The following is a 20,467-nucleotide window of genomic DNA, read 5'->3' as shown; positions in this document are numbered from 1 at the left end:
TAAATGGGGGTACAGCATCTGAATTCATTAAGAAAAGTAAGGGTACAATACTTTCCTTCTTATATAAATCAAGCATTATATATGGGGTACATGCTGTTTTGAAATTGTATAGGAGGTGTTTTGTCTTTATTATTTTTTATTTTAGAGTAATCTTCAAAAACTACATTTTATGAAATTTTTATTCTACTTTCTTTTTCTCATTTTTTTACACTCAGTTACTGTTTTTGGACAGGTTGATAGTTTAGGAAAACAACAAAGTGAACACATCAGTATTTCTTCTCAAAATGACTTTTATCAATATTGGCTACAGTCGGACCGAAATTTCACAAATGGTATTCATTTGACATGGTCAAGCCATCACTTTAATAATAAAGTAATGGACAAACTACTTTTTGGGCTGGAAAAATCAACGCAAAAAGAATTCAGCTTGACAATAGGACAAGACATGCATACACCGGAAAATGCAACATTGTACGAAGTAGATTCTACAGACAGACCTTATGCAGGGTTGTTGTACTTAACTTATAAAAAAGTAACATCAAATTATTGGAAAACACTTCGGTTGGAAACTAATCTTTATGTAGGTATCCAAGGTCCAGCGGCAGGTGCAGGAGCAACTCAAAATTTTATGCATAGTTTATTTCTAGAAAATACAGACTTCAATGGCTGGGATAATCAAATTGGAAATGGCTTAGTATTAGATTTGGATGTAGAAGTGATGAAAATGTTGCCTTTTAATGGAAAAAGCTATGAAACTAACCTGATTGGGAAAGCACATATTGGTACGATTTATAACTATTTTCTATCGGGTTTTCAATTCAAAATAGGCAAATATAATGATACTTATTACAGCAGATATGGTGTGAAGCAAAAGTATCCGCCAAGATTAAAAGCTTCGAATCAGAAAAGTAAAGCACGGGAGAAAAAGAACTCAAAGAAGGGATTAGGAAGTACCTTCAATAGTATTCTTCCAAGTTTAAACCAAGTGAAACAGATCTATTTTTTTACGGAGTTTCAGGTAGGTGCATTACTTTATGATGGAACAGCTCAAGGCAGTTTAATCCAGTTTGAATCAAGCCCTTATGTATTGAAGTCAGACCAAATAGATCCTCTGATTCTCAACTGGGTATATGGTGTAAACTTTAATTGGGGACGATTTATGTTTCATTATTACAGGGTGGTGATCAACGATAGTTTCAGAAAGGGGAACCTTTTTGGATGGGGTGAAATATCAATCTTTTATGGATTGTAAAATATAAGAATATTAATAACCTGTTTTAATTTAAGGGAGAAATAAAAAGCAATTTTGGAATCTACGGTCTAAAATTCTATGTTGATACTCAATTTCAATTCGCCGACTCATAGAAACCTATTTTAAATTGCAGCACTACTTAAAATTATTAAAACAGCTTAATGACGGAATTATCGTAATTAATAATCAAAGTGAGATTGTATTTACGAACAATTCGTTATGTCAATTTTTAAACTACGTCGAAGATGATCTACTACAAAGGAATATTGATGAAATAATAGTAAGTGATAAAAGTTTTAAAGAGATTATGTCCCATAATGTGGGAAGAATAACATCTGATGAGTACTTTTTTGAGAAGTTTAGGGTATTGAAAAAAGATAATACCTTAATGACTGCTACTGTTTATATCTCCAAAAATTCCATGGGTGATGAACTGACGTATACGCTTTTGTTCAAAGAAATAGACAAAGGTGATGAAGATGATATGGTTGATTATAAAAGTTTAATTGATCATAACACAGATCACGTGTTTCAAGTTGACCGTGATTTGAAAATCATATACATCAATCATGTTTCTCCTGGGCTTTCTAAAAATGAAGTTTTGGGAACAAGATGTACGATTTACTTGCCTCCTGGCTCCCAAAATAAAGCGGAATCCAAGATGAGAGAAGTGTTTGAAACAGGCATACCTCAGAATTATCAAATTGATTACAAAGCTCCTTTTGGGATGATGTATTATGAGACAAATGTTACACCTGTTTTTGATGGAGAAAATGTGGTAAGACTTAATTTGATCACGAGGGATATTACTGAAGGCTATAAAGCACAGATTGCTTTGGAGGAAAAAGAAAGGTTTTTAAGGAAAATCAATCTTAATGCTCAAAATGGAGTTTACATTTTTGATGTAAAATCAGGTAAAAACACTTTTGCCAATGAACAAGCGATCAATTTGCTTGGGTACACATCGGAAGATTATGCAAAATTGGGAAGAGAAGAGCTTTTGGAGTTATTTCACCCTGAAGACCATGAGAGAATTTTTGCTCATTGGGAAAGCCTTAGTGATGCGAAAGAAAATGAATCTTTCTTTATTGTCTACAGGTTCAAAGCCAAATGTGGTAAATGGAAATGGCTAAGGTCCAAAGATTCTCCTTTTGAATATGATGAGGAAGGAAACCTTCTGACAATTCTAGGGTCATTTGTTGATATTACTGATATCATAGAATTACAGAATGCAACTTCAGAGTTACAGCAAAAGAACGTGGAAATAAAAGATATGCTGTTTCAAGCATCACATGATATCAGGAGCCCGATTAACAATGTTGCACAGTTAGTACAGCTATCCATCGATGCAGGAGAAGTGCAAGAGCCTGTATTAAAGGTGATTGGTAAATCTGTGAAACGACTCAACAGTTTAGTTGAATCTTTGATGAGTTATGGAAGCTTGGATAAAAAGTTTGAAGTAACAGAGGAAGATTTAAATGAGTTAGTTACAGATGTATTGGCTGATTTAAATTACAAGATTGAAGATCATGATGTTAATTTCAGTGTTGAGAAACTGCCAACCATTTTATGTAGTAGGGTAGGAGTATATAGAGTGTTTCAGAATTTAATTGGGAATGCACTTAAATTTCAAGACACACTCAATGAAACTTACATCAATATAACGGTGAAAGAAGATCCGGAATATTGGCAATTTACCGTGACTGATAATGGGATAGGTATTGATGAAGATAAAAGGGAAGAAATATTCAAAGCCTTCACCCGATTGAATACCTATTCTGAATTTGAAGGAAATGGTTTGGGATTAGCCAGTTGTAAAAAAATCATTGATAAGCACAATGGTAAAATTTGGGTAGAAGAGAACCCTACTGGAGGAAGTAAATTTACTTTTACAGTTAGTAAAAATTTAGAATTAACATTATAAAAAAAACGGAGATGCTTCAAAAAGTATCTCCGTTTTAATTTTATATCTATAATAGATTAATTCTTTTTTGCCCAAGAATCTCTCAATCCAACTGTCTTGTTGAAAATCATATTCTCAGGAGTAGAATCTTGATCTAAGATAAAGTAACCCATTCTTTGGAATTGGAAATTATCGCCAGCTTTGTTGTCTTTCAAAGACGGTTCTACTTTACAACCTTCAATTACTTGAAGTGATTCTGGATTTAAGAAAGTCTTGAAATCAATCACTTCCTTAGTTTCAGGATCTTTACGAGAATCAGGAGCTTCATCAGAGAATAAACGATCGTAAAGGTTTACTTTAGCATCAACAGCATGCTCTGCTGATACCCAGTGTAAAGTACCTTTTACTTTACGTTTTGACTCTTCAGTACCGCTACCCGAACGAGAAAGTGGATCATAAGTACAGTGGATTTCTGTAATATTTCCATCTTCATCCTTCACGCAGCTTTCCCCTTTGATGATGTAAGCGTTCTTCAAACGAACCTCTTTTCCAATCGTCAAACGGAAGAACTTACGGTTAGCACTTTCTTTGAAGTCTTCTCTTTCAATGTATAACTCTTTAGAGAAAGGAACTTGACGAGAACCTGAGTTTTCATCTTCTGGATTATTTTCCGCTTCTAACCACTCTGTTTTACCTTCTTCATAGTTGTCGATCACCAATTTAATAGGATCTAAAACAGCCATTACACGAGGAGCAGTTTTGTTCAAGTCTTCTCTGATCGCATATTCCAATAAAGAAACATCAATGATGTTGTCTCTTTTTGTAATACCTACTGTTTTCGCGAAGTTTCTGATAGAAGCAGGCGTATAACCTCTTCTTCTTAAACCAGAAATAGTAGGCATACGAGGATCATCCCATCCGTTTACAACTCCTTCTTCCACCAATTGTAAAAGCTTACGCTTTGACATTACCGTGTAGTTTAAGTTCAAACGTGAGAATTCAGTTTGTTCTGGACGAGTTTTGTCAGCATCAGCCAATTGATCCAAGAACCAGTCGTATAAAGGTCTGTGTACCTCAAATTCAGTCGTACAAAGTGAGTTCGTGATTCCCTCAATGTAATCTGATTGACCATGTGCCCAATCGTACATAGGGTAGATACACCACTTATCACCTGTTCTATGGTGAGCCTTTTTGATGATTCTGTATAAGAATGGGTCACGAAGGTGCATGTTAGGGTTAGCCATGTCAATTTTAGCTCTTAATACCCTAGAACCTTCTTCAAACTTGCCTTCTTTCATGCCTTCAAAAAGCTCCAAGTTTTCTTCTACAGAACGCTCTCTGAATGGAGAGTTAGTACCTGGAGTAGTAGGAGTGCCCTTTTGAGAAGCAATTACGTCCGCCGCTTGATCATCTACATATGCTTTTCCTTCTTTGATTAATTTCACTGCCCAATCATAAAGTTGGTCGAAATAATCAGAAGTGAATTTTGGTTCGCCTTCCCAGTTGAAGCCTAACCATTCGATGTCCCTTTTGATTGAATCAACATACTCCTGATCCTCTTTGGCAGGGTTTGTATCATCAAAACGAAGGTTGGTACCCGCACCTTCAAATTCTTGTGATAAACCGAAGTTTAAGCAGATTGATTTTGCGTGGCCAATGTGTAAATAACCATTTGGCTCAGGAGGAAAACGGAATAATAGTTTACCTCCATTTTTATTTGACGCTAACTCATTCGTGATTTTTTCACGGATAAAGTCCAGCCTTTTCTCAGTGTTTTTTTCTTCCATGTTCAATGTGAGTATAAAAGCATGATAGAAATTTTGATTCCTATCACACTTTATCATAAACTAAACTCTAGTTGCCTTCCTTTAGTTTATTAATTTTTTCAATTGCGATATTAATTCTTTCAGCTACTTCTTTGTTGCCTAAGATTTCTTGCATGATCATCAAATCAGGACCGCCACCTTTACCAGAGATTGCTACTCTTAATGCAGGCATTACTTGTCCGATTTTCATTTCGTGATTCTCCAAGACTTTCATGAAAATGTCCTTCGCGTCATCAGCAGTGAAGCTTTCAGCATTTTCAATTGTACTCGCATATTCTTGTAAAACAGCCACCCCTTCAGGTTTCCATTTTTTCTTTACAGTCTTCGCATCATATTCTTGAGGCTTCTCGAAATAGAAACGACCATCTCTCCAGATTTCTTGAGGGAAAGTCACACGCTCTTTCAACTGATTAGCCACTAATGCCGCTTTCTCAGGAGTTGTTTCTTTTCCTTCAGCAGTCATATCAGCAATTAAATATTGAGCTAACTCAGCATCAGGTCTATTCTTCAAGTATTGTTGGTTGTACCATTTCGCCTTGTCGATATCGAATTTAGTACCTGCTTTTGTTACTCTTTCCATTGTAAATTCATCACATAATTCTTGTAATGTGAAGAATTCACGCTCGTCACCTGGGTTCCATCCTAAGAATGATAAGAAGTTGATGAAAGCATCCGCTAAGAAACCATCTTCTTTGAAACCTCTTGAGATATCACCAGATTGAGGATCTTTCCACTCTAAAGGGAATACAGCGAAGCCCATTTTATCGCCGTCTCTCTTGCTTAATTTACCGTTACCGTCAGGCTTCAATAATAATGGTAAGTGAGCAAAACGAGGCATTGTATCTTCCCAACCTAAGTATTTGTACAATAAAACGTGCAATGGAGCAGAAGGCAACCATTCTTCACCTCTGATCACGTGTGTGATTCCCATTAAGTGGTCGTCTACAACGTTAGCCAAGTGATAAGTAGGCATTCCATCCGACTTCATTAAGATTTTATCATCGATAGTATGAGAATGTACCATTACCCAACCACGTACCATGTCATTCAATCTAATTTCTTCCTTTTTAGGAACCTTTAAACGAATAACGTAAGGAGCACCACTCTCAATTCTTTCTTTCACTTCCTCTTCAGAAAGTGTCAAAGAGTTGGTCATTTGTGTACGTGTCATCGAATTGTATTGAGGCGTATTGACACGTGCCGCTTTTAAACGCTCACGCATTTCCTCTAATTCTTCAGAAGTATCGAATGCATAATAAGCAAGACCGTCTTTTACCAACTGCTCAGCATATTCTTTATATATCTCTTTTCTTTCAGACTGTCGGTAAGGACCACAATCACCAGGGTTCCATGGTGCCTCGTCTGCAACGATACCTGCCCATTCTAAACTCTGTCGGATATATTCTTCAGCACCCTCCACAAAACGGCTCTGATCCGTATCTTCTATACGAACTAAAAAGTCACCGCCATTGTGTTTGGCAAATAAATAATTAAATAAAGCTGTGCGCACTCCACCAATGTGAAGAGGTCCAGTAGGACTTGGAGCAAAACGTACTCTTACCTTATTTTCCATTTTTTATATTAATAAATTATATTTTTCTTTTTAGAATGTGCAAAGCTAAACAAATAAGAGCGAAAATGTTTTAAATATTATATTGAACTTTCAAGAATATGAATTGATTTAAGAACATTATAGAAAGTTTTAATAATATCTAGGACTAGAGAAAGGAAAAAAGTATATTGATTAGCAGGAATCCAACATCTAACGGAATATTTATAGCCAATACTTTCTTCATTTTTTCACGTAATTCTTGTAAGAAACCTTTCGTTTAAAAATGAAATACTACAGTATCAGGTGCGGTTCCTTATGACCTAAAAAATAACTTCATCACAATTATCAATTTAATATTAATGGGACTCGTTTTCGATAGATTAGTACAGGAAGTAAAAAAATTACAGAACAACCTTAATGACCAACAGATCTCAGAATGTTTTCAAAGAATTGCAGATTACCTTATGAACTATTGCGTACTGAAAGCAGGGATTCAAAATTATAGGATTGTAGAAATTGAATTTTATTTTCACCATGAAAAACATCCAGACCCTTACGTGCATCAACATGAAAACCAAAAAACATTGGGAAGGTGGTATGTGCATGGAGCAGGGATTGATATTACTTTTGGAACATTAGATTTTTATGGAGGAATATTAATAAGAGGAATCCAAAGAAAAAGTGACAAGCAATTTATCAGTGGCCCTTTGCATGTTATTGCTGAGATTTTTCACTTTATCGGTGGTGTTGATGTGCAGGAAGTAGAATTTGGGTTGAAGGAAAAAGAGATGTCCTATGAGACAATTGCACAAAGCAGCAGGGTAGGTCTTAGCAGCAACAAAAAGGGTGGGGAAGGTTATCTCAAAAAGAAATATCGATTTGTGAGCTGTATTGGACCTAAACATCCTTTTAAGAACAAGAAAATCGTTGCATTGGATTTGGTGGGCGAAAAATCAGTGCAAGAGGTTAATTCATTATTTGGCTATAAAATTATGATGTAATAGCAGGCGTAGTAATCATAGATAATTGTTAAGTAGGTAAGAAAGAGGAATAGTCACCTTCTCAGATTGAATCCTAGAGGTGATATCAACTTCGATATTGAAGGCATTTTAATTACCGGAACTGTAATTGAAATTGGTAATTTTAGATTCGGTTTTAATTCACAATTACATTAAGTCTATCTTCTCTTCTGATTTTAAAATTCAATGGTGTTGACCATTTTCTTTGTTCACCATCTTTGTGTCCTAGAATTTCATGATGTTTATTATCAGAGTTAATCACAAAGTCATCCGATTGCAAGTAGATTTCATTTGGACTTTTCTTTTTGAAAAAACGGAAACCTGAGTTGATGGTTCTTCGAATTGATGGTTTGAAGAGAATTTTAGCTTTGACATTTCCATTGTTTATCTTCTCTGAAGAACTACCGAAACTTTCTTTCTCAAATTGATCACTATCAGTGATGGTGATAAGAAAAGCCTTAGAGGTGATTTCTTGGCCATTAATATTAATGGTGTACTGATCAGGGAAGTGATTTTGGAAATCTTTAAAAATAGCTTTAATGTAATTGATTAAAACTTTTCCATTTACTCTTTTTAAATTTTTTCCCATGAGAGCATCAAAACCAACACCTGCATTACAGAAGAAATACTGATCATTGATCAGAGGAGCATTAATGTTTTTAACCTTTTGGTTGTAGATGATTTTGATTGCCTTTTTTAAACGTACAGGAATTCCAAAATGTTGTGCCAGTCTATTATCTGCACCACACGGAATAATCCCGAAAAGTTTATCGGTACCCACCAAAGCTTGAGCAACTTCGTTGACTGTGGTATCTCCACCAATCGCTACAATAATGTCGAAATCATTGACAAAAGATTTAGCTAACAAGGAGGCGTGGCCAGTGTATTCTGTGTATGCAATATGAACATTGATACTTTTGCTCGCCAAGGCCTGCTGTGTAATTTGTGCGGCTTTTACCGCGGCACCATTACCAGACTTAGGATTCGTTATAAGTATTATGTTGGGCATGAATATTTATCATTAAGTATTGGTTCTAAATTGTTTTTACTACTTAACCGTAAACGTTTGTAAATAAAGAATTTAAGTAAGTGGTGTTCCTGCTCTTTTAATGGTGTTAGTAATTTGGATGTGATAATTTCAAATTCCAGTAAAGTTATATGACCAGTTATATTAAAATATTTATAGTTCTTTAACCACATCTACACAATAGACATTCTTACCAAGTTGCTTAATTATACTCTTTATTTTTAATGGTTAAGTTTTTGATATACACAAATATATAAAATCTTATTTTTAAAAAAAAAAGCACTTTTTCTATAAATTTAGAAAAAGTGCTTTTTCATGGTCTTAAAATAATACCTTTTACTCGCTATCGTAAGCCCATTTTATATAAAGAGAACCCCATGTAAATCCTCCGCCAAATGCGGCAAAAACAAGATTGTCTCCTTTTTTGAATTTCTTTTCAAAGTCCCATAAAACCAAAGGTATTGTAGCACCCGTTGTATTGCCATATTTTTCAATATTAATACATACTCTTTCTTTGTCAAGTTGCATACGCTTGGCAGTGGCATCTATAATTCTAAGGTTAGCTTGATGCGGGATAAGATAAGCAATATCTTTTGCTTCAAGCTGGTTTCTCTCCATGATTGATGCGGCCGCAGATGCCATATTAGTCACAGCATGTTTGAATACGGATTTACCATCTTGGTAGAAGTAGTGCTCATTCTCTGCTAAATGCTGTAATGATAATGGGTAAGCAGATCCCCTTTTGACATTCAAAAGATCTTTGCCTGATCCATCTGAATGAAGGACCGCATCCATCAAACCATATTCCTCGTTGGGCTCAAGTAACACAGCACCAGCTCCGTCACCGAATAAAATACATGTATTTCTATCCGAGTAGTCCATTACAGATGACATCTTATCAGCACCTACAACAACTACTTTTTTGTAATTCCCAGACTTTATAAAGTTGGAAGCCATTTCCAGAGCATAAATAAATCCTGAACAAGCTGCAGAAATATCAAAGCTCATAGCATTGGAATTAATAGCTTCACAAACAATGTTAGCTGTGGAAATAAAACCCATATCTGGTGTAGACGTAGCACATATCAATAAATCAATTTCGTCTCCTTTAGCATTTGCTTTTTCAAGCAAGGCTTGAACGGCGTTGATTGCGAGTGTAGATGTACCTTTATTTTCTCCTTTCAGAATACGTCTTTCTTTAATTCCTGTTCGTGAAGTGATCCATTCATCACTGGTCTCCACCATTTTTTCTAAATCGTGGTTTGTTAATTTGTCTTCAGGAACCCAGCCTGCTACAGCGGTAATCGCAGCATTTATTGGACTCATACGTTTGGTTACTTTTATGGTAATTGTGTGTTAAGAAGTAAAAAAAAAGCAGTACAATGGGGTACTGTTTTCAATTCAACTTCGATGCAAAAAAAGGCATTTTTTTCCGATTAAAGAAAAAATATCACTATATAAAGATGTTTTTTACAATTTATATCAATTATAGAGAAGAATGCATTGTGAGTGAATATTCACTATTTAGAAAGCAGAAAAAAGACTACCTTCATTCACATATTGTTATGAAGATAGTCTGTTCTTTATGGAAGGAACAAGCTTAGTTTTCTTTTGGAAGTTGGAATTGAATAGGGTCACCTACTTTTCCTTTTAACAACGCAATGTCCAATACTTCTTTTGCATCTTTAACAAAATGAAGTGTTAATCCTTCAGTGTATTTTTCAGGAATATCTTTGACATCCCTCTGGTTTCTTTCAGAGAAAATGATTTCTTTAATTCCGGCTCTCTTTGCAGCTAGCAACTTTTCTTTGATGCCACCCACAGGCAATACCTTTCCTCTTAAAGTGATTTCACCTGTCATTGCCAATTTAGCTTTGACTTTTCTTTGAGTGAAAATAGAAACCATTGAGGTCAGCATTGTGATACCTGCTGATGGTCCGTCTTTTGGTACAGCACCTGCAGGAACGTGGATGTGTAAATCATAGTTTTCGAAAATTCTATAATCTATTCCATAGAGTTCGGCATTTGCTTTCAACCATGACAGTGCAGTAGTTGCTGATTCTTTCATGACGTCTCCTAACTGTCCAGAAAGTGTCAATCTGCCTTTACCTCTGTTTAATGAACTTTCAATAAATAAAATTTCACCTCCTACAGAAGTCCAAGCTAAACCTGTTACAACACCTGCATATTCATTGTCTTGGTAAGTCTCTCTTTCAAAGATTGGAGCACCTAAGAATTTTACAATTTCGTCAGGACCAATTGTCTTTTTATAATTTTCTTCTAGTGCGATTGATTTTGCTACTTTTCTAACAATAGAACCAACTGTTCTTTCTAGTCCACGGACACCAGATTCTCTAGTGTAGTTTTCAATTAAGAATTTCAATCCTTTTGGTGAAAGTGTAAAATCTTTTGCTTTCAAGCCATGCTCCTTTCTTTGTTTAGGAATCAAATGTTTCTTAGCAATTTCCTCTTTCTCTTCAAACGTATAGCCTGTAATCTCAATGATTTCCATACGGTCTCTCAACGCAGGCTGAATAGTGTCTAAAGAGTTGGCAGTTGCAATGAATAACACTTTTGAAAGGTCGTATTCAACCTCTAAGTAGTTGTCCACGAATGAACTGTTTTGCTCAGGGTCTAAAACTTCCAAGAAAGCCGAAGAAGGATCTCCTCTGAAGTCTGCACCAATTTTATCAATCTCATCCAAAATAAATACAGGGTTGGAAACTCCTGATTTTTTGATGCTTTGAATGATCTTTCCAGGCATAGCACCTACATACGTTTTACGGTGACCACGAATCTCCGTTTCATCATGTAAACCACCTAGTGAGATTCTATTATATTCTCTACCTAAAGCTTTTGCAATCGAACGCCCTAATGAAGTTTTACCTACACCTGGAGGGCCGTATAAACATAAGATAGGTCCTTTGATATCATTTTTAAGTTTAAGAACAGCAAGGTATTCTAAAATACGTTCTTTCACTTTTTCTAATCCCTGATGATCTTTATCCAAGATCTTCTGAGCATTTTTCAAGTCAAAAGAATCCTCCGTCAGTTTATTCCATGGAAGATCCAACATAAACTCACAGTAGTTCATAGATACTGCAAAATCAGCGGCTGCAGGATTAGAACGTTGAAGTTTTGCTAACTCTTTGTAAAAATGCTCTCTTACTTCATCGGGCCAATCTTTCTTGGCTGCACGTGCTTTAAGCTCTTCAATTTCCTGATCAGGACCTTCCATTCCCAACTCACCTTGAAGTACTTTCATTTGCTGACGTAAATAATAATCACGTTGCTGTTGATCAATATCTACATTAGTCTTGCCCGCAATTTCATTTTTGATCTCCAAAACGTTCACTTCCTTATTCATTAATTTAAGGAGCTTCTCAATTTTGGTTTTACCTTCTGAAATTCTAAGGATTTTTACTTTTTCCTTAACATCTGCAGTGATATTTGTGGCAATGAAATTGGCTAAAAATTCTAAACCTTTAATATTCTCTAAAGCCAAAGAAGCTTCTTGTGGAATATCACGGTTTAAGCTTAAAAGGTGATAAGCGGAATCTTTTAAAGAAGACTCTAATGCTTTCTCCTGATCTGCTGATATATCTTCAAAGTCTTCTTCTTTGACTGCTACATTACCCTTCAAGTAAGGGTCTTGAGTTGTAACGTCAATCAGTTCAACTTTCTTTCTAGCTTGAGCAATAATTGTACAGTTGCCATCAGGTAATTGTAATATTTTTACAATCTGAACAAGTGTACCAAACTTATGCATATCATCAAATGAAGGATCTTCTACAGTAGCATCTTTCTGAGCAATTGCAGTGATGAATTGCTTTTTGTCATATGCCTCCTGTACAAGCTTCAAAGATTTTTCTCTTCCAATGGTAATGGGTAAAATTACATTAGGGAAGAGTACCATATTTCTTAATGGAAGTATTGGTACTTCAAGCTCTGTAATTCCGTCTAATTGATATTCGCTACTATCATCTTCAGCAATCACTGAAATCACAGCATCGTTATTTATATTTGATAAAAGCCCTTGAGCTAATGTATCTTTTGTTTTTCTCATAAATTGAGTTTGTCTTGTCTTTATTATGCCTTTCTGCACAATCAGTATGGTTACTATTATTCAATATTGTACCTAAATGGCAAATGCTGACATATTTTCATGCTCAACTGACAAAAGTGGCGCAACAATGGACGGTATTTTTTTGTATTTCCTTACAATTGTACGGAATTAATTTTTTTTTCGTTACTAAATATAGATATGTTTCATTTTAAGAGATTATCTTATTTTTGCTAAAGAATAAATTTAATTAACATCTTTGATTATCTTAAAGGAATAGAGAGATAAGATAAACTATGGAAAAAACCTTCATTAGAAGCGGACTTTGCCTTATATTTTCCTTACTGTTGCTCATACATAACCCAATATATGGACAAAGAAAAAAGAAAAAAAAGGCGGCATCAGAAAATAAGGAACAAAAAGATAGCGGATTAAAGATTTCGGAATTTGAACCTACTTCTATTAATAAAGTAGTCAAATTGCCAGGATTGAAATTTCCAAATATTAACCGCATTGCATATTACAGAAATGAGAAAATTTTAGCCCAAATCTTAAGACTAGAAAGAAATAAACAATGGGCCGAATACAGAGAGTTATTATACACTTACGTAACTTCTTTTGGTATACAAAACTTTTTACGCAAAGAAGACATGGATCTTGTATGGCGTTTGGCCAATGTATCGGAACATGAAGGTGACAGAGCCTTAGCTAAAGAAACATACAGACTATTATTAAGACATTATAGAGGGGACTTCTCTCAAGCTTTGAAGCACTATGAAGAATTGGTGCTTTTTGAAAAGCCACTTTATGCCAACTTAGATGACTATTTCAGGTTAGTAGATAAAAGAGCACTGATTGATACATTGCAACCGCCGGAAGATGTACTGGTGGATATGGGAAGCTATGTCAATTCTCAATTTTCTGATTACGGAATGACGTTGGGTGGTGAAGATCAAAATCAACTTCTTTTCACCAGTAATAGAAGTGGCAGAGATACTTCTGCTTTCAATCAGCAATTTAATCCTTCACATGCCAATGAAGACATTTATGTTTCTGAGAAAACAGAATTCGACATGTGGGGTCCTGCTGAATCATTTGATGCGATCAATACAAAATATAATGAAGGTTCTCCATATCTGACAAAAGATGGAAAAACACTTTATTTTATCAGATGTATGACTCCTGATGGTTTTGGAGATTGTGATATTTATGTTTCACAAAAAAAAGAAGATGGAACATGGGGCGAACCTAAAAATATGGGGCCAGGTATTAATTCTTACGCCTGGGATTCTCATCCCTCTTTATCCATGACGGAAGATACGCTTTACTTCGCTTCTGACCGTAAAGGTGGTTTTGGTAATGCTGATATCTACTATAGTGTAAAGAAAAGTGATGGCAATTGGGGAAAACCAAAAAACATAGGACCATTTATTAACTCTAGAGGAAGTGAATTGAGCCCGCATCCCCATGTGAAATATCCAGTCCTTTATTTTAGCTCATCTTTAGGAGTCGTTAATTTTGGTGGATTTGATATTTATAAATCATTTATTGTTGATGGGGAATTCACCGAGCCAAAAAATGTCGGTCCACTGGTGAATGGCCCTGGAGATGAATATTATTTTGCCATAGACTCTGATGCCAAACAACTTTATTATGCTAAATCAAGAGTGAAAGGCGATCCTAACCTTGACCTGCAGTCATTTCCACTTCCAATGGAAGCCAAACCAAACAATACAGTACGTTTTTCAGGAAGAGTAATAGAGCCCACTACAGGAGAGGTATTTAAAGGTGTGGTGACTATTATTGATTTATCCGACAGGGTAGAGGTAGCACCTAAAGAAATTCGTGAGGATGGATCATTTGATTTTGAATTAGTCAATGAGAAGAAATATTTATTGGTTATTGAAGGCGATAACTTTTTTCAGATTGAAGAAATATTTTTTGTAGAAGGGGACAAGCATGTTCAAATTCCTGCTATTTCTGTCAATAGTTCCTTGTCGTTTGCATCGATTGATTTTGATCCTGGAAGTTCTAAGCTAAAACCAGAGATGGAAAACAACTTACATTTGGTAGTTGATTTTTTGGTGAAACATGATAATTACAGATTATTAGTCACAGGACATACAGATTCAGATGGCAACTCAAAAGCCAACCTGAAATTATCAAAAGAAAGAGCAGAGGCTATTCGCCGTTTCTTAATCAATTATGGAGAAATGGAAGAGAACCGTGTAATTTCTGACGGTAAGGGAGATGAAGATCCAATTATATATAATCCCCAAAGTGAGGATGAAAAGCGTTTGAACAGACGAGTAGAGTTTAAAATCTTCTTGGATGAATATAGAATTTCAGTTCCTGTTACAGATGATAATTTTGAGTGGAGTGATGACTAATTTTTTGGAAAGTCGATGAATAAATTTCATATTTGGCGAACTATAAAATAATAAACACAATATTCATAATTGATTAACTGTCATGGAACAAGTAAAATCTATCTCTTCACAAGAAGCAATCGCTTTAGAGAAGAAATATGGTGCACACAACTATGCACCCCTACCTGTTGTATTAGAGAAAGGTGAGGGCGTTTTTGTATGGGACGTAGAGGGGAAGAAATACTATGATTTTCTTTCAGCTTACAGTGCAGTGAATCAAGGTCACGTTCATCCAAGAATCTTAGATGTTATGGTGAAGCAAGCTTCAAAGCTTACTTTGACATCAAGAGCTTTCTATTCAGATCAGTTAGGTATTGCTGAAAAAATGCTATGCGAGACATTTGGTTTCGAAAGAGCAATCCTAATGAACACTGGTGCAGAAGGTAATGAAACAGCTATCAAATTAGCAAGAAAGTGGGGTTACGAGAAGAAAGGTATTCCAGCCAATGAGGCAATCATTGTTGGTGTAGAGAAGAACTTCCACGGTAGAACAACTACTATCATCTCAGCTTCAACTGATCCAGTAGCAACAACGAACTTTGGCCCATTCATGCCAGGTTTTGAGATAGTACCTTACAACGACATTGCAGCTTTGGAAGAAGTATTGCAAAATCCAAAAGTTGCAGGTTTATGGTTAGAGCCAATCCAAGGTGAAGCGGGTGTATATCTTCCTGAAGAAGGTTATTTGAAAAAAGCACAAGAACTTTGTAAAAAGCATAATGTATTATTTATGGTAGACGAGGTTCAAACAGGTGTGGGTAGAACAGGTAAATTGTTGGCTTCTGATTATGATGAAATCAAACCTGATATGATCATCTTAGGTAAAGCAATTTCAGGTGGTTTCTATCCTGTGTCAGCTGTTTTATCTTCAAATGAGGTAATGGATGTTTTCAACCCAGGTGAGCACGGTTCAACTTATGGTGGTAACCCATTAGCTTGTGCAGTAATGATGGAAGCTTTAAACGTACTTAAAGATGAAAAGCTTACTGAAAATGCGTACGACTTAGGTGTAATCTTCAGAGCGAAGATGGAAGAACTTTGCGGAAAAACGGATTTATTATTAGGTGTAAGAGGTAAAGGTTTACTGAATGCCCTTCTTGTAAATGATACAGAAGAAAGTTCTACAGCTACTAAACTATGCTATGCTTTAATGGACAAAGGTTTATTAGCTAAGCCAACACATGGTAACATCATTCGTTTTGCTCCTCCTTTGGTAATCACTGAAGAGCAATTGATGGAATGTATTGCTATCATTGAAGAAGTTGTAATGAACTTTGAAAAGTAATCATTTGATTCTTAATATAGTAAAAGGGCATTTAGTTATTCAAAACTAAATGCCCTTTTCTCTTTTAAAAGAGAAGTTTCGTTACAAAAGATAACGTTAATGATGTACTGTTTTTCAGTATCAAAAGAGTACTCAAATCTTAAAGTTTACCCTTTTGTTATGCTTTTTGATTTTCTGTCGCAAAAGCGATTTTCTTCTTTTACCATAAAAGTGCTCATCTTTAATGACAAAGAGGATATAATCTTTCTCCGAGGCAAAACAGTATTCTATGCCCTTGTAGGTATAGCCATAATCACAATACCCATCATATTCTCCTTTCTCTTTTAAAGAAAGTCCGTACTTATCATCAAAGAATTGAATCATTTCTTGAATTTCAGCTTCACTAAAGAAGTATTTGTGAGCCATGAACTGGATTCTGTAAATTTTCCCCTTACTTCCTCTTTTATAGCTATTTCGAATACTATGATATTCTAAAGTGCCATTGATCCCGTTTATTTGAACAGAATCAGGAGAGGTTAGAGAGGACGAGACCGTTTCTCTCAAAGAGTAATTTAATAAGGATTGTGAGTGTGCGAAGTTATTTAATAATAGAAGAGAGAAAAAAAAAGTAATAAGTTTATTCATGATTTAAAAAGTATGTCAGCCTAGGACATATGTAAAAAAATAGGGAAGTAAATTCTGAATACTGTGCTTCAAAATTTATGCCCCTATCTTTTTTTGCCTGACCCTCTGTGATATGACTTTAATGTATTATATCATCTAGAGTAGTCAATGTTATCAACTTCTATAATACCTCTTTCCCTTCCTCATCCACAGGATAAGGGATGAATACGAAATTGACGAAGTCTTCATCAATAACGAAAAGGCAACAGAATTCATCTGCATTTTTATAGTTCTTTTTGAATTCTTCATATTTCTCAGCAAGAATCAGTTCCTTTTGCAGGAATTCTTCAGCGAAAGAAACACTGTAATTCCACTCTAAAAATTCCTTCTGCTGAGGTCCTACAATGTGTTGTCCCACATTTGCCTGAGTTTTGCTTACAGGAAAGATTGGATACTGAGAAAAGTTTCTTTTTCTGACTTGATAGGAAGCCTCTTGAAGTACAGAGTAAACTTTGATAAAGTCTTTTGTGATTGTACCAAGGTATTTTCCTTGACTATTTAATTCTGGCGTATTCTGCATAATCTTTTCTTTGATTTGGAATCACATTTTTCATTGATCCCTCAAATACAAAATTCTAAAGTATTATTGTTCAAAGCAAATCTCTTAAACTAAAGTTAACTTTTCAGTCTATTTCACAATGGATAATGGCCTGAAAACGAAAATGTTCTTCTTTAAATTACTGGATAATAATTTTTTTTGTGACTTTCCCCTCAATTTGTAAGAGGTAAATACCGGAATGTAATGGGCTGATGTCAACAGTGCCATTAGAAATGATATCTAAATGTTTCACTCCAAAGAGATCAAAAATGCTAACTTCTACTTTTTGTGAGATGCCTTGAATAAATAATTTATCCTGAGCAGGGTTGGGGTAGATTGAGAAGTTGTTGTTCAAGTTATTTGTGCTCGTGATAGTTCTTTCTTTTAAAATGAGTGAGAACACTTCAGCTTTTAAATCATTTGTTTTCATTGTCAACTTTCCATCTTTTCTGATTTGATCTGTTGGTGTGTAATAGATGGTGACCTCCAAGGTCTCCTGAGGTCTTAAGAAATTAACTGCTTCATCATAAGATAGTGTAAACTCATCATTGTCTTCAATTTCAATTGATGTGATATCCAAGATTTCTGATCCTTTATTCATCAAGGTAAACATATAAGAGTCCATTGATGCAAAGTCGATATTTTCAGAAATGATGACCTCATTATTGTGCGTAACTTGGAGTACCGGCAGTAAGGAATTCATTCTAACAGTATAAGAAAAGTTGTTGGCACCCGGTTCGTCGGTAGTGATGCTTACTTTTGAATCATACATTCCTGGAAGATGTGGAGTAGCCTTCATTGTAATTTCTTTTTGTCCTGAAGGTTGAAGGGTAAAAGGAAGTTCGTAACCAGAAAAATCCAATGTGTATCCATCATTGTTTTCAATCGAAATTTCTTTTACAGTCAACGGAGCCTCTCCTTTGTTTTGTATAATATAAATGTACTCAAACTCATTTTCATAACGAAGAGGACCATATTCCTCAATATCTCCATTCCAAACTGTAATCGTATTTTCAGGGTTGCTCATATAGAATTGAGATTTGACAGGATTGGCTGTAAGTCTCACATTTTGAATGGGATTTTTGTAATCCGTTGTTTCTACTTTGAGTATTTCTTCCACATATTGATGTGCTTTTGTGGAATGACATTGAATAACTACTTTCCCATTTTCACCGGCTTTGACTTCTGTTTGAGTGTATTCCTTAATTGTAAAATTATCTTGACTGTCATTTTTAAAACTCACATTTTGAATTGTTAATGGTAGGTTTCCTGAGTTCTTTACAAAAAGCACTATCTCTTTTCCTGTGTTAATATCAAATCGTCCGAAATCAATAGGGTAGGATTCTGATACTAAATTACCTTCATACCTAAGCTCTGTTTCATGGTAATGATGGGATGTGTGGACGCTAAAGCGGATGTCATTATTTTCATGAGCATTTGATGTAATATCTATTGGAAAACTATTTTTCGACGTATTATGACCGTTTGGAGTATAAGTAAATGTAACTTTTTGTCGATCGTCAACACCAATATCACCTCCATTATAATCAAATGAAAATTGATTGTAAATGTCGTACACTTCCTTCAATTCTTTGATGCTTAATACCGTATTTCCAATGTTTTTGATATACATTTCATCCATAACAACCGCATTATCTGTAGTTGCCTTCATATCAAAACCTAAGTTTTGTGCAATTTCTTTTCCTTCTTTATCCTCAAAACGAATAATGGGTGCTCCAATTACAGTAGAAAAATCAATTTTAATCACCGAGTTTTCAGCATCAGTAGTATGAAAAGTCAACTCCACCGGTTTTTCTCCGACACTTGAAGGAATTAATTCTAAAGTATAATCAAGTGATGCATTGGGTTGGATGGTTTTAAAAGAACCACTATACGACATATTGTATTCTCTGTCTTCATTTTGCTTTACAGTAACGCCGTTGATGGTCAAATCAGCATTGCCTTTGTTTTTGACATTGAAAGTATAATGTTGAACAGCATAGGGAGCATTGTCTTCTTTGATGATGTTGTCCGCTAGAAGAGTTTTACCTTCATAACTTATTTCAGCTTCGGGCGCCAATACATTACCAATCACTTTAATGTTGTGAACATCAGTTTGACCTCTTTCCAGCTTATTTTTGATGATGGTTTCAAAAGTACCTTTTTTCATCGCTTTGAACGAAAGATTATTATTGAATGTGGTGCCTTTACTAAAGCCTTCTTTTTTGATGTAGGTTGAAATAAACGTATTAGTGTCAGACTCAAATTCTGTTTTATCCACAAACATATAGCCTTCTCCAACATTTTCCATTTCAATGGTGAAGTTGATACGTTCTCCAATTAAAATATCCCCAAGATCTAGTTGACCATTCACAATGGGGTAATCAGCACAGCTCACTTTCAGTTCACCATTTTCTTTATTCACAACTGTATTGATTTTGATTGATGACGCATCAGGATCTGTTGTGGAAAAAGTAAGGTAGCCTTCATGAAGATTGATATTTCCAGAAGCCATATAGTAAACATAAAAATTACCAATCTGACCAGGAGCAATTGTCATTTCACCAGAGGCCGGAAAATATCCAAAAATACCAGTAGCATCAAAGGCAATATCATAAATCCTCAATGATTCAGTGGTGGATTCATTCTTGACTTTTATTTGACGTGTGAGGATAGAAGAGGAAACTCCTGAATTACCAAAATTGATAGTGTCTTTATCATTTAAAGTTTGTTCTGTATTGTCACTATTTACCCTGTAAAGCCCTAACTTTCCTTGTGCTCCAGTAGGTAATGTTTGACTCAGAAATAGGATTGAAATTAGAAAAGTAAAAGTATCTTTTATCATGTGTGTTAGTTGATAAATATTTGAGAGGTTAATAAAAAATTTATACAATTAGTGAGACAAATGTA

The 20,467-nt window shown here is 35.1% G+C and carries 13 protein-coding genes; 5 read left to right on the top strand and 8 right to left on the bottom strand.

Annotation, left to right across the window (positions count from 1 at the left end):
* Positions 1-169: 169 nt before the first annotated feature.
* Together AVL50_RS12350 and AVL50_RS12345 are read left to right on the top strand one after the other, a co-directional pair.
* Entirely contained in the window at positions 170-1,252 is a 1,083-nt protein-coding gene (locus tag AVL50_RS12350) for a lipid A deacylase LpxR family protein (RefSeq protein WP_062616807.1), read from the top strand.
* Positions 1,253-1,379: 127 nt separating this feature from the next.
* Entirely contained in the window at positions 1,380-3,176 is a 1,797-nt protein-coding gene (locus AVL50_RS12345) for a PAS domain-containing sensor histidine kinase (RefSeq protein WP_062616806.1), read from the top strand.
* Positions 3,177-3,232: 56 nt separating this feature from the next.
* Here AVL50_RS12345 and AVL50_RS12340 read toward each other — a convergent pair whose 3' ends face one another.
* On the bottom strand, positions 3,233-4,942 hold the full coding sequence (locus AVL50_RS12340; RefSeq protein ID WP_062616805.1) for a glutamine--tRNA ligase/YqeY domain fusion protein: 1,710 nt from the start codon (positions 4,940-4,942) through the stop codon (positions 3,233-3,235).
* 67 nt (positions 4,943-5,009) lie between these two features.
* Positions 5,010-6,554: a glutamate--tRNA ligase gene (gltX, locus tag AVL50_RS12335; RefSeq protein ID WP_062616804.1), complete on the bottom strand. Its 1,545-nt coding sequence runs from the start codon at positions 6,552-6,554 to the stop codon at positions 5,010-5,012.
* A gap of 338 nt (positions 6,555-6,892) precedes the next feature.
* On the opposite strand from gltX, the gene AVL50_RS12330 reads away from it, so the two are divergent.
* Positions 6,893-7,534 carry a hypothetical protein gene (locus AVL50_RS12330; protein ID WP_062616803.1) on the top strand — a complete coding sequence of 214 codons (642 nt, stop codon included), beginning with the start codon at positions 6,893-6,895 and terminating at the stop codon, positions 7,532-7,534.
* 154 nt (positions 7,535-7,688) lie between these two features.
* Here AVL50_RS12330 and AVL50_RS12325 read toward each other — a convergent pair whose 3' ends face one another.
* The 3 genes from AVL50_RS12325 to lon all read right to left on the bottom strand — a co-directional run bounded on the left by AVL50_RS12325 (position 7,689) and on the right by lon (position 12,645).
* Positions 7,689-8,561 (bottom strand): diacylglycerol kinase family protein, encoded by an 873-nt coding sequence (locus tag AVL50_RS12325; RefSeq protein ID WP_062616802.1) that lies wholly within the window; start codon positions 8,559-8,561, stop codon positions 7,689-7,691.
* Between the two features lie 354 nt (positions 8,562-8,915).
* Positions 8,916-9,905, bottom strand: a complete 990-nt coding sequence (locus AVL50_RS12320) for a beta-ketoacyl-ACP synthase III (RefSeq protein WP_062616801.1) — start codon at positions 9,903-9,905, stop codon at positions 8,916-8,918.
* A 274-nt stretch (positions 9,906-10,179) separates the two neighbouring features.
* Complete coding sequence (gene lon, locus AVL50_RS12315) at positions 10,180-12,645, bottom strand: endopeptidase La (protein ID WP_062616800.1); 2,466 nt, start codon at positions 12,643-12,645, stop codon at positions 10,180-10,182.
* Positions 12,646-12,938: 293 nt separating this feature from the next.
* On the opposite strand from lon, the gene AVL50_RS12310 reads away from it, so the two are divergent.
* Positions 12,939-15,032, top strand: a complete 2,094-nt coding sequence (locus tag AVL50_RS12310; RefSeq protein ID WP_062616799.1) for an OmpA family protein — start codon at positions 12,939-12,941, stop codon at positions 15,030-15,032.
* 82 nt (positions 15,033-15,114) lie between these two features.
* On the top strand, positions 15,115-16,356 hold the full coding sequence (rocD, locus tag AVL50_RS12305) for an ornithine--oxo-acid transaminase (RefSeq protein ID WP_062616798.1): 1,242 nt from the start codon (positions 15,115-15,117) through the stop codon (positions 16,354-16,356).
* 132 nt (positions 16,357-16,488) lie between these two features.
* On the opposite strand, the gene AVL50_RS12300 is transcribed toward rocD, so the two are convergent.
* The 3 genes from AVL50_RS12300 to AVL50_RS12290 all read right to left on the bottom strand — a co-directional run bounded on the left by AVL50_RS12300 (position 16,489) and on the right by AVL50_RS12290 (position 20,402).
* Positions 16,489-16,980: a hypothetical protein gene (locus tag AVL50_RS12300; RefSeq protein WP_062616797.1), complete on the bottom strand. Its 492-nt coding sequence runs from the start codon at positions 16,978-16,980 to the stop codon at positions 16,489-16,491.
* 160 nt (positions 16,981-17,140) lie between these two features.
* Positions 17,141-17,539, bottom strand: coding sequence for a hypothetical protein (locus AVL50_RS12295; protein ID WP_062616796.1), 399 nt, complete (start codon positions 17,537-17,539; stop codon positions 17,141-17,143).
* Between the two features lie 157 nt (positions 17,540-17,696).
* A complete protein-coding gene (locus AVL50_RS12290; RefSeq protein ID WP_062616795.1) occupies positions 17,697-20,402 on the bottom strand; it encodes a T9SS type A sorting domain-containing protein in 2,706 nt (901 codons plus the stop codon).
* Positions 20,403-20,467: the final 65 nt, after the last annotated feature.

It is taken from the genome of Flammeovirga sp. SJP92 (assembly GCF_001583495.1).
GTDB lineage: Bacteria > Bacteroidota > Bacteroidia > Cytophagales > Flammeovirgaceae > Flammeovirga.
The sequence above is the reverse complement of the archived record's forward strand: the minus strand, read 5'-3'. Positions and strand labels throughout refer to the sequence as shown.

What these genes read in the sequence shown, in the direction of transcription:
- AVL50_RS12350 (WP_062616807.1), top strand. Translation starts at nt 170, where the DNA reads ATGAAATTTTTATTCTACTTTCTTTTTCTCATTTTTTTACACTCAGTT.
- AVL50_RS12340 (WP_062616805.1), bottom strand. Translation starts at nt 4,942, where the DNA reads ATGGAAGAAAAAAACACTGAGAAAAGGCTGGACTTTATCCGTGAAAAA.
- gltX (WP_062616804.1), bottom strand. Translation starts at nt 6,554, where the DNA reads ATGGAAAATAAGGTAAGAGTACGTTTTGCTCCAAGTCCTACTGGACCT.
- AVL50_RS12330 (WP_062616803.1), top strand. Translation starts at nt 6,893, where the DNA reads ATGGGACTCGTTTTCGATAGATTAGTACAGGAAGTAAAAAAATTACAG.
- AVL50_RS12325 (WP_062616802.1), bottom strand. Translation starts at nt 8,561, where the DNA reads ATGCCCAACATAATACTTATAACGAATCCTAAGTCTGGTAATGGTGCC.
- AVL50_RS12320 (WP_062616801.1), bottom strand. Translation starts at nt 9,905, where the DNA reads ATGAGTCCAATAAATGCTGCGATTACCGCTGTAGCAGGCTGGGTTCCT.
- lon (WP_062616800.1), bottom strand. Translation starts at nt 12,645, where the DNA reads ATGAGAAAAACAAAAGATACATTAGCTCAAGGGCTTTTATCAAATATA.
- AVL50_RS12310 (WP_062616799.1), top strand. Translation starts at nt 12,939, where the DNA reads ATGGAAAAAACCTTCATTAGAAGCGGACTTTGCCTTATATTTTCCTTA.
- rocD (WP_062616798.1), top strand. Translation starts at nt 15,115, where the DNA reads ATGGAACAAGTAAAATCTATCTCTTCACAAGAAGCAATCGCTTTAGAG.
- AVL50_RS12300 (WP_062616797.1), bottom strand. Translation starts at nt 16,980, where the DNA reads ATGAATAAACTTATTACTTTTTTTTTCTCTCTTCTATTATTAAATAAC.
- AVL50_RS12295 (WP_062616796.1), bottom strand. Translation starts at nt 17,539, where the DNA reads ATGCAGAATACGCCAGAATTAAATAGTCAAGGAAAATACCTTGGTACA.
- AVL50_RS12290 (WP_062616795.1), bottom strand. Translation starts at nt 20,402, where the DNA reads ATGATAAAAGATACTTTTACTTTTCTAATTTCAATCCTATTTCTGAGT.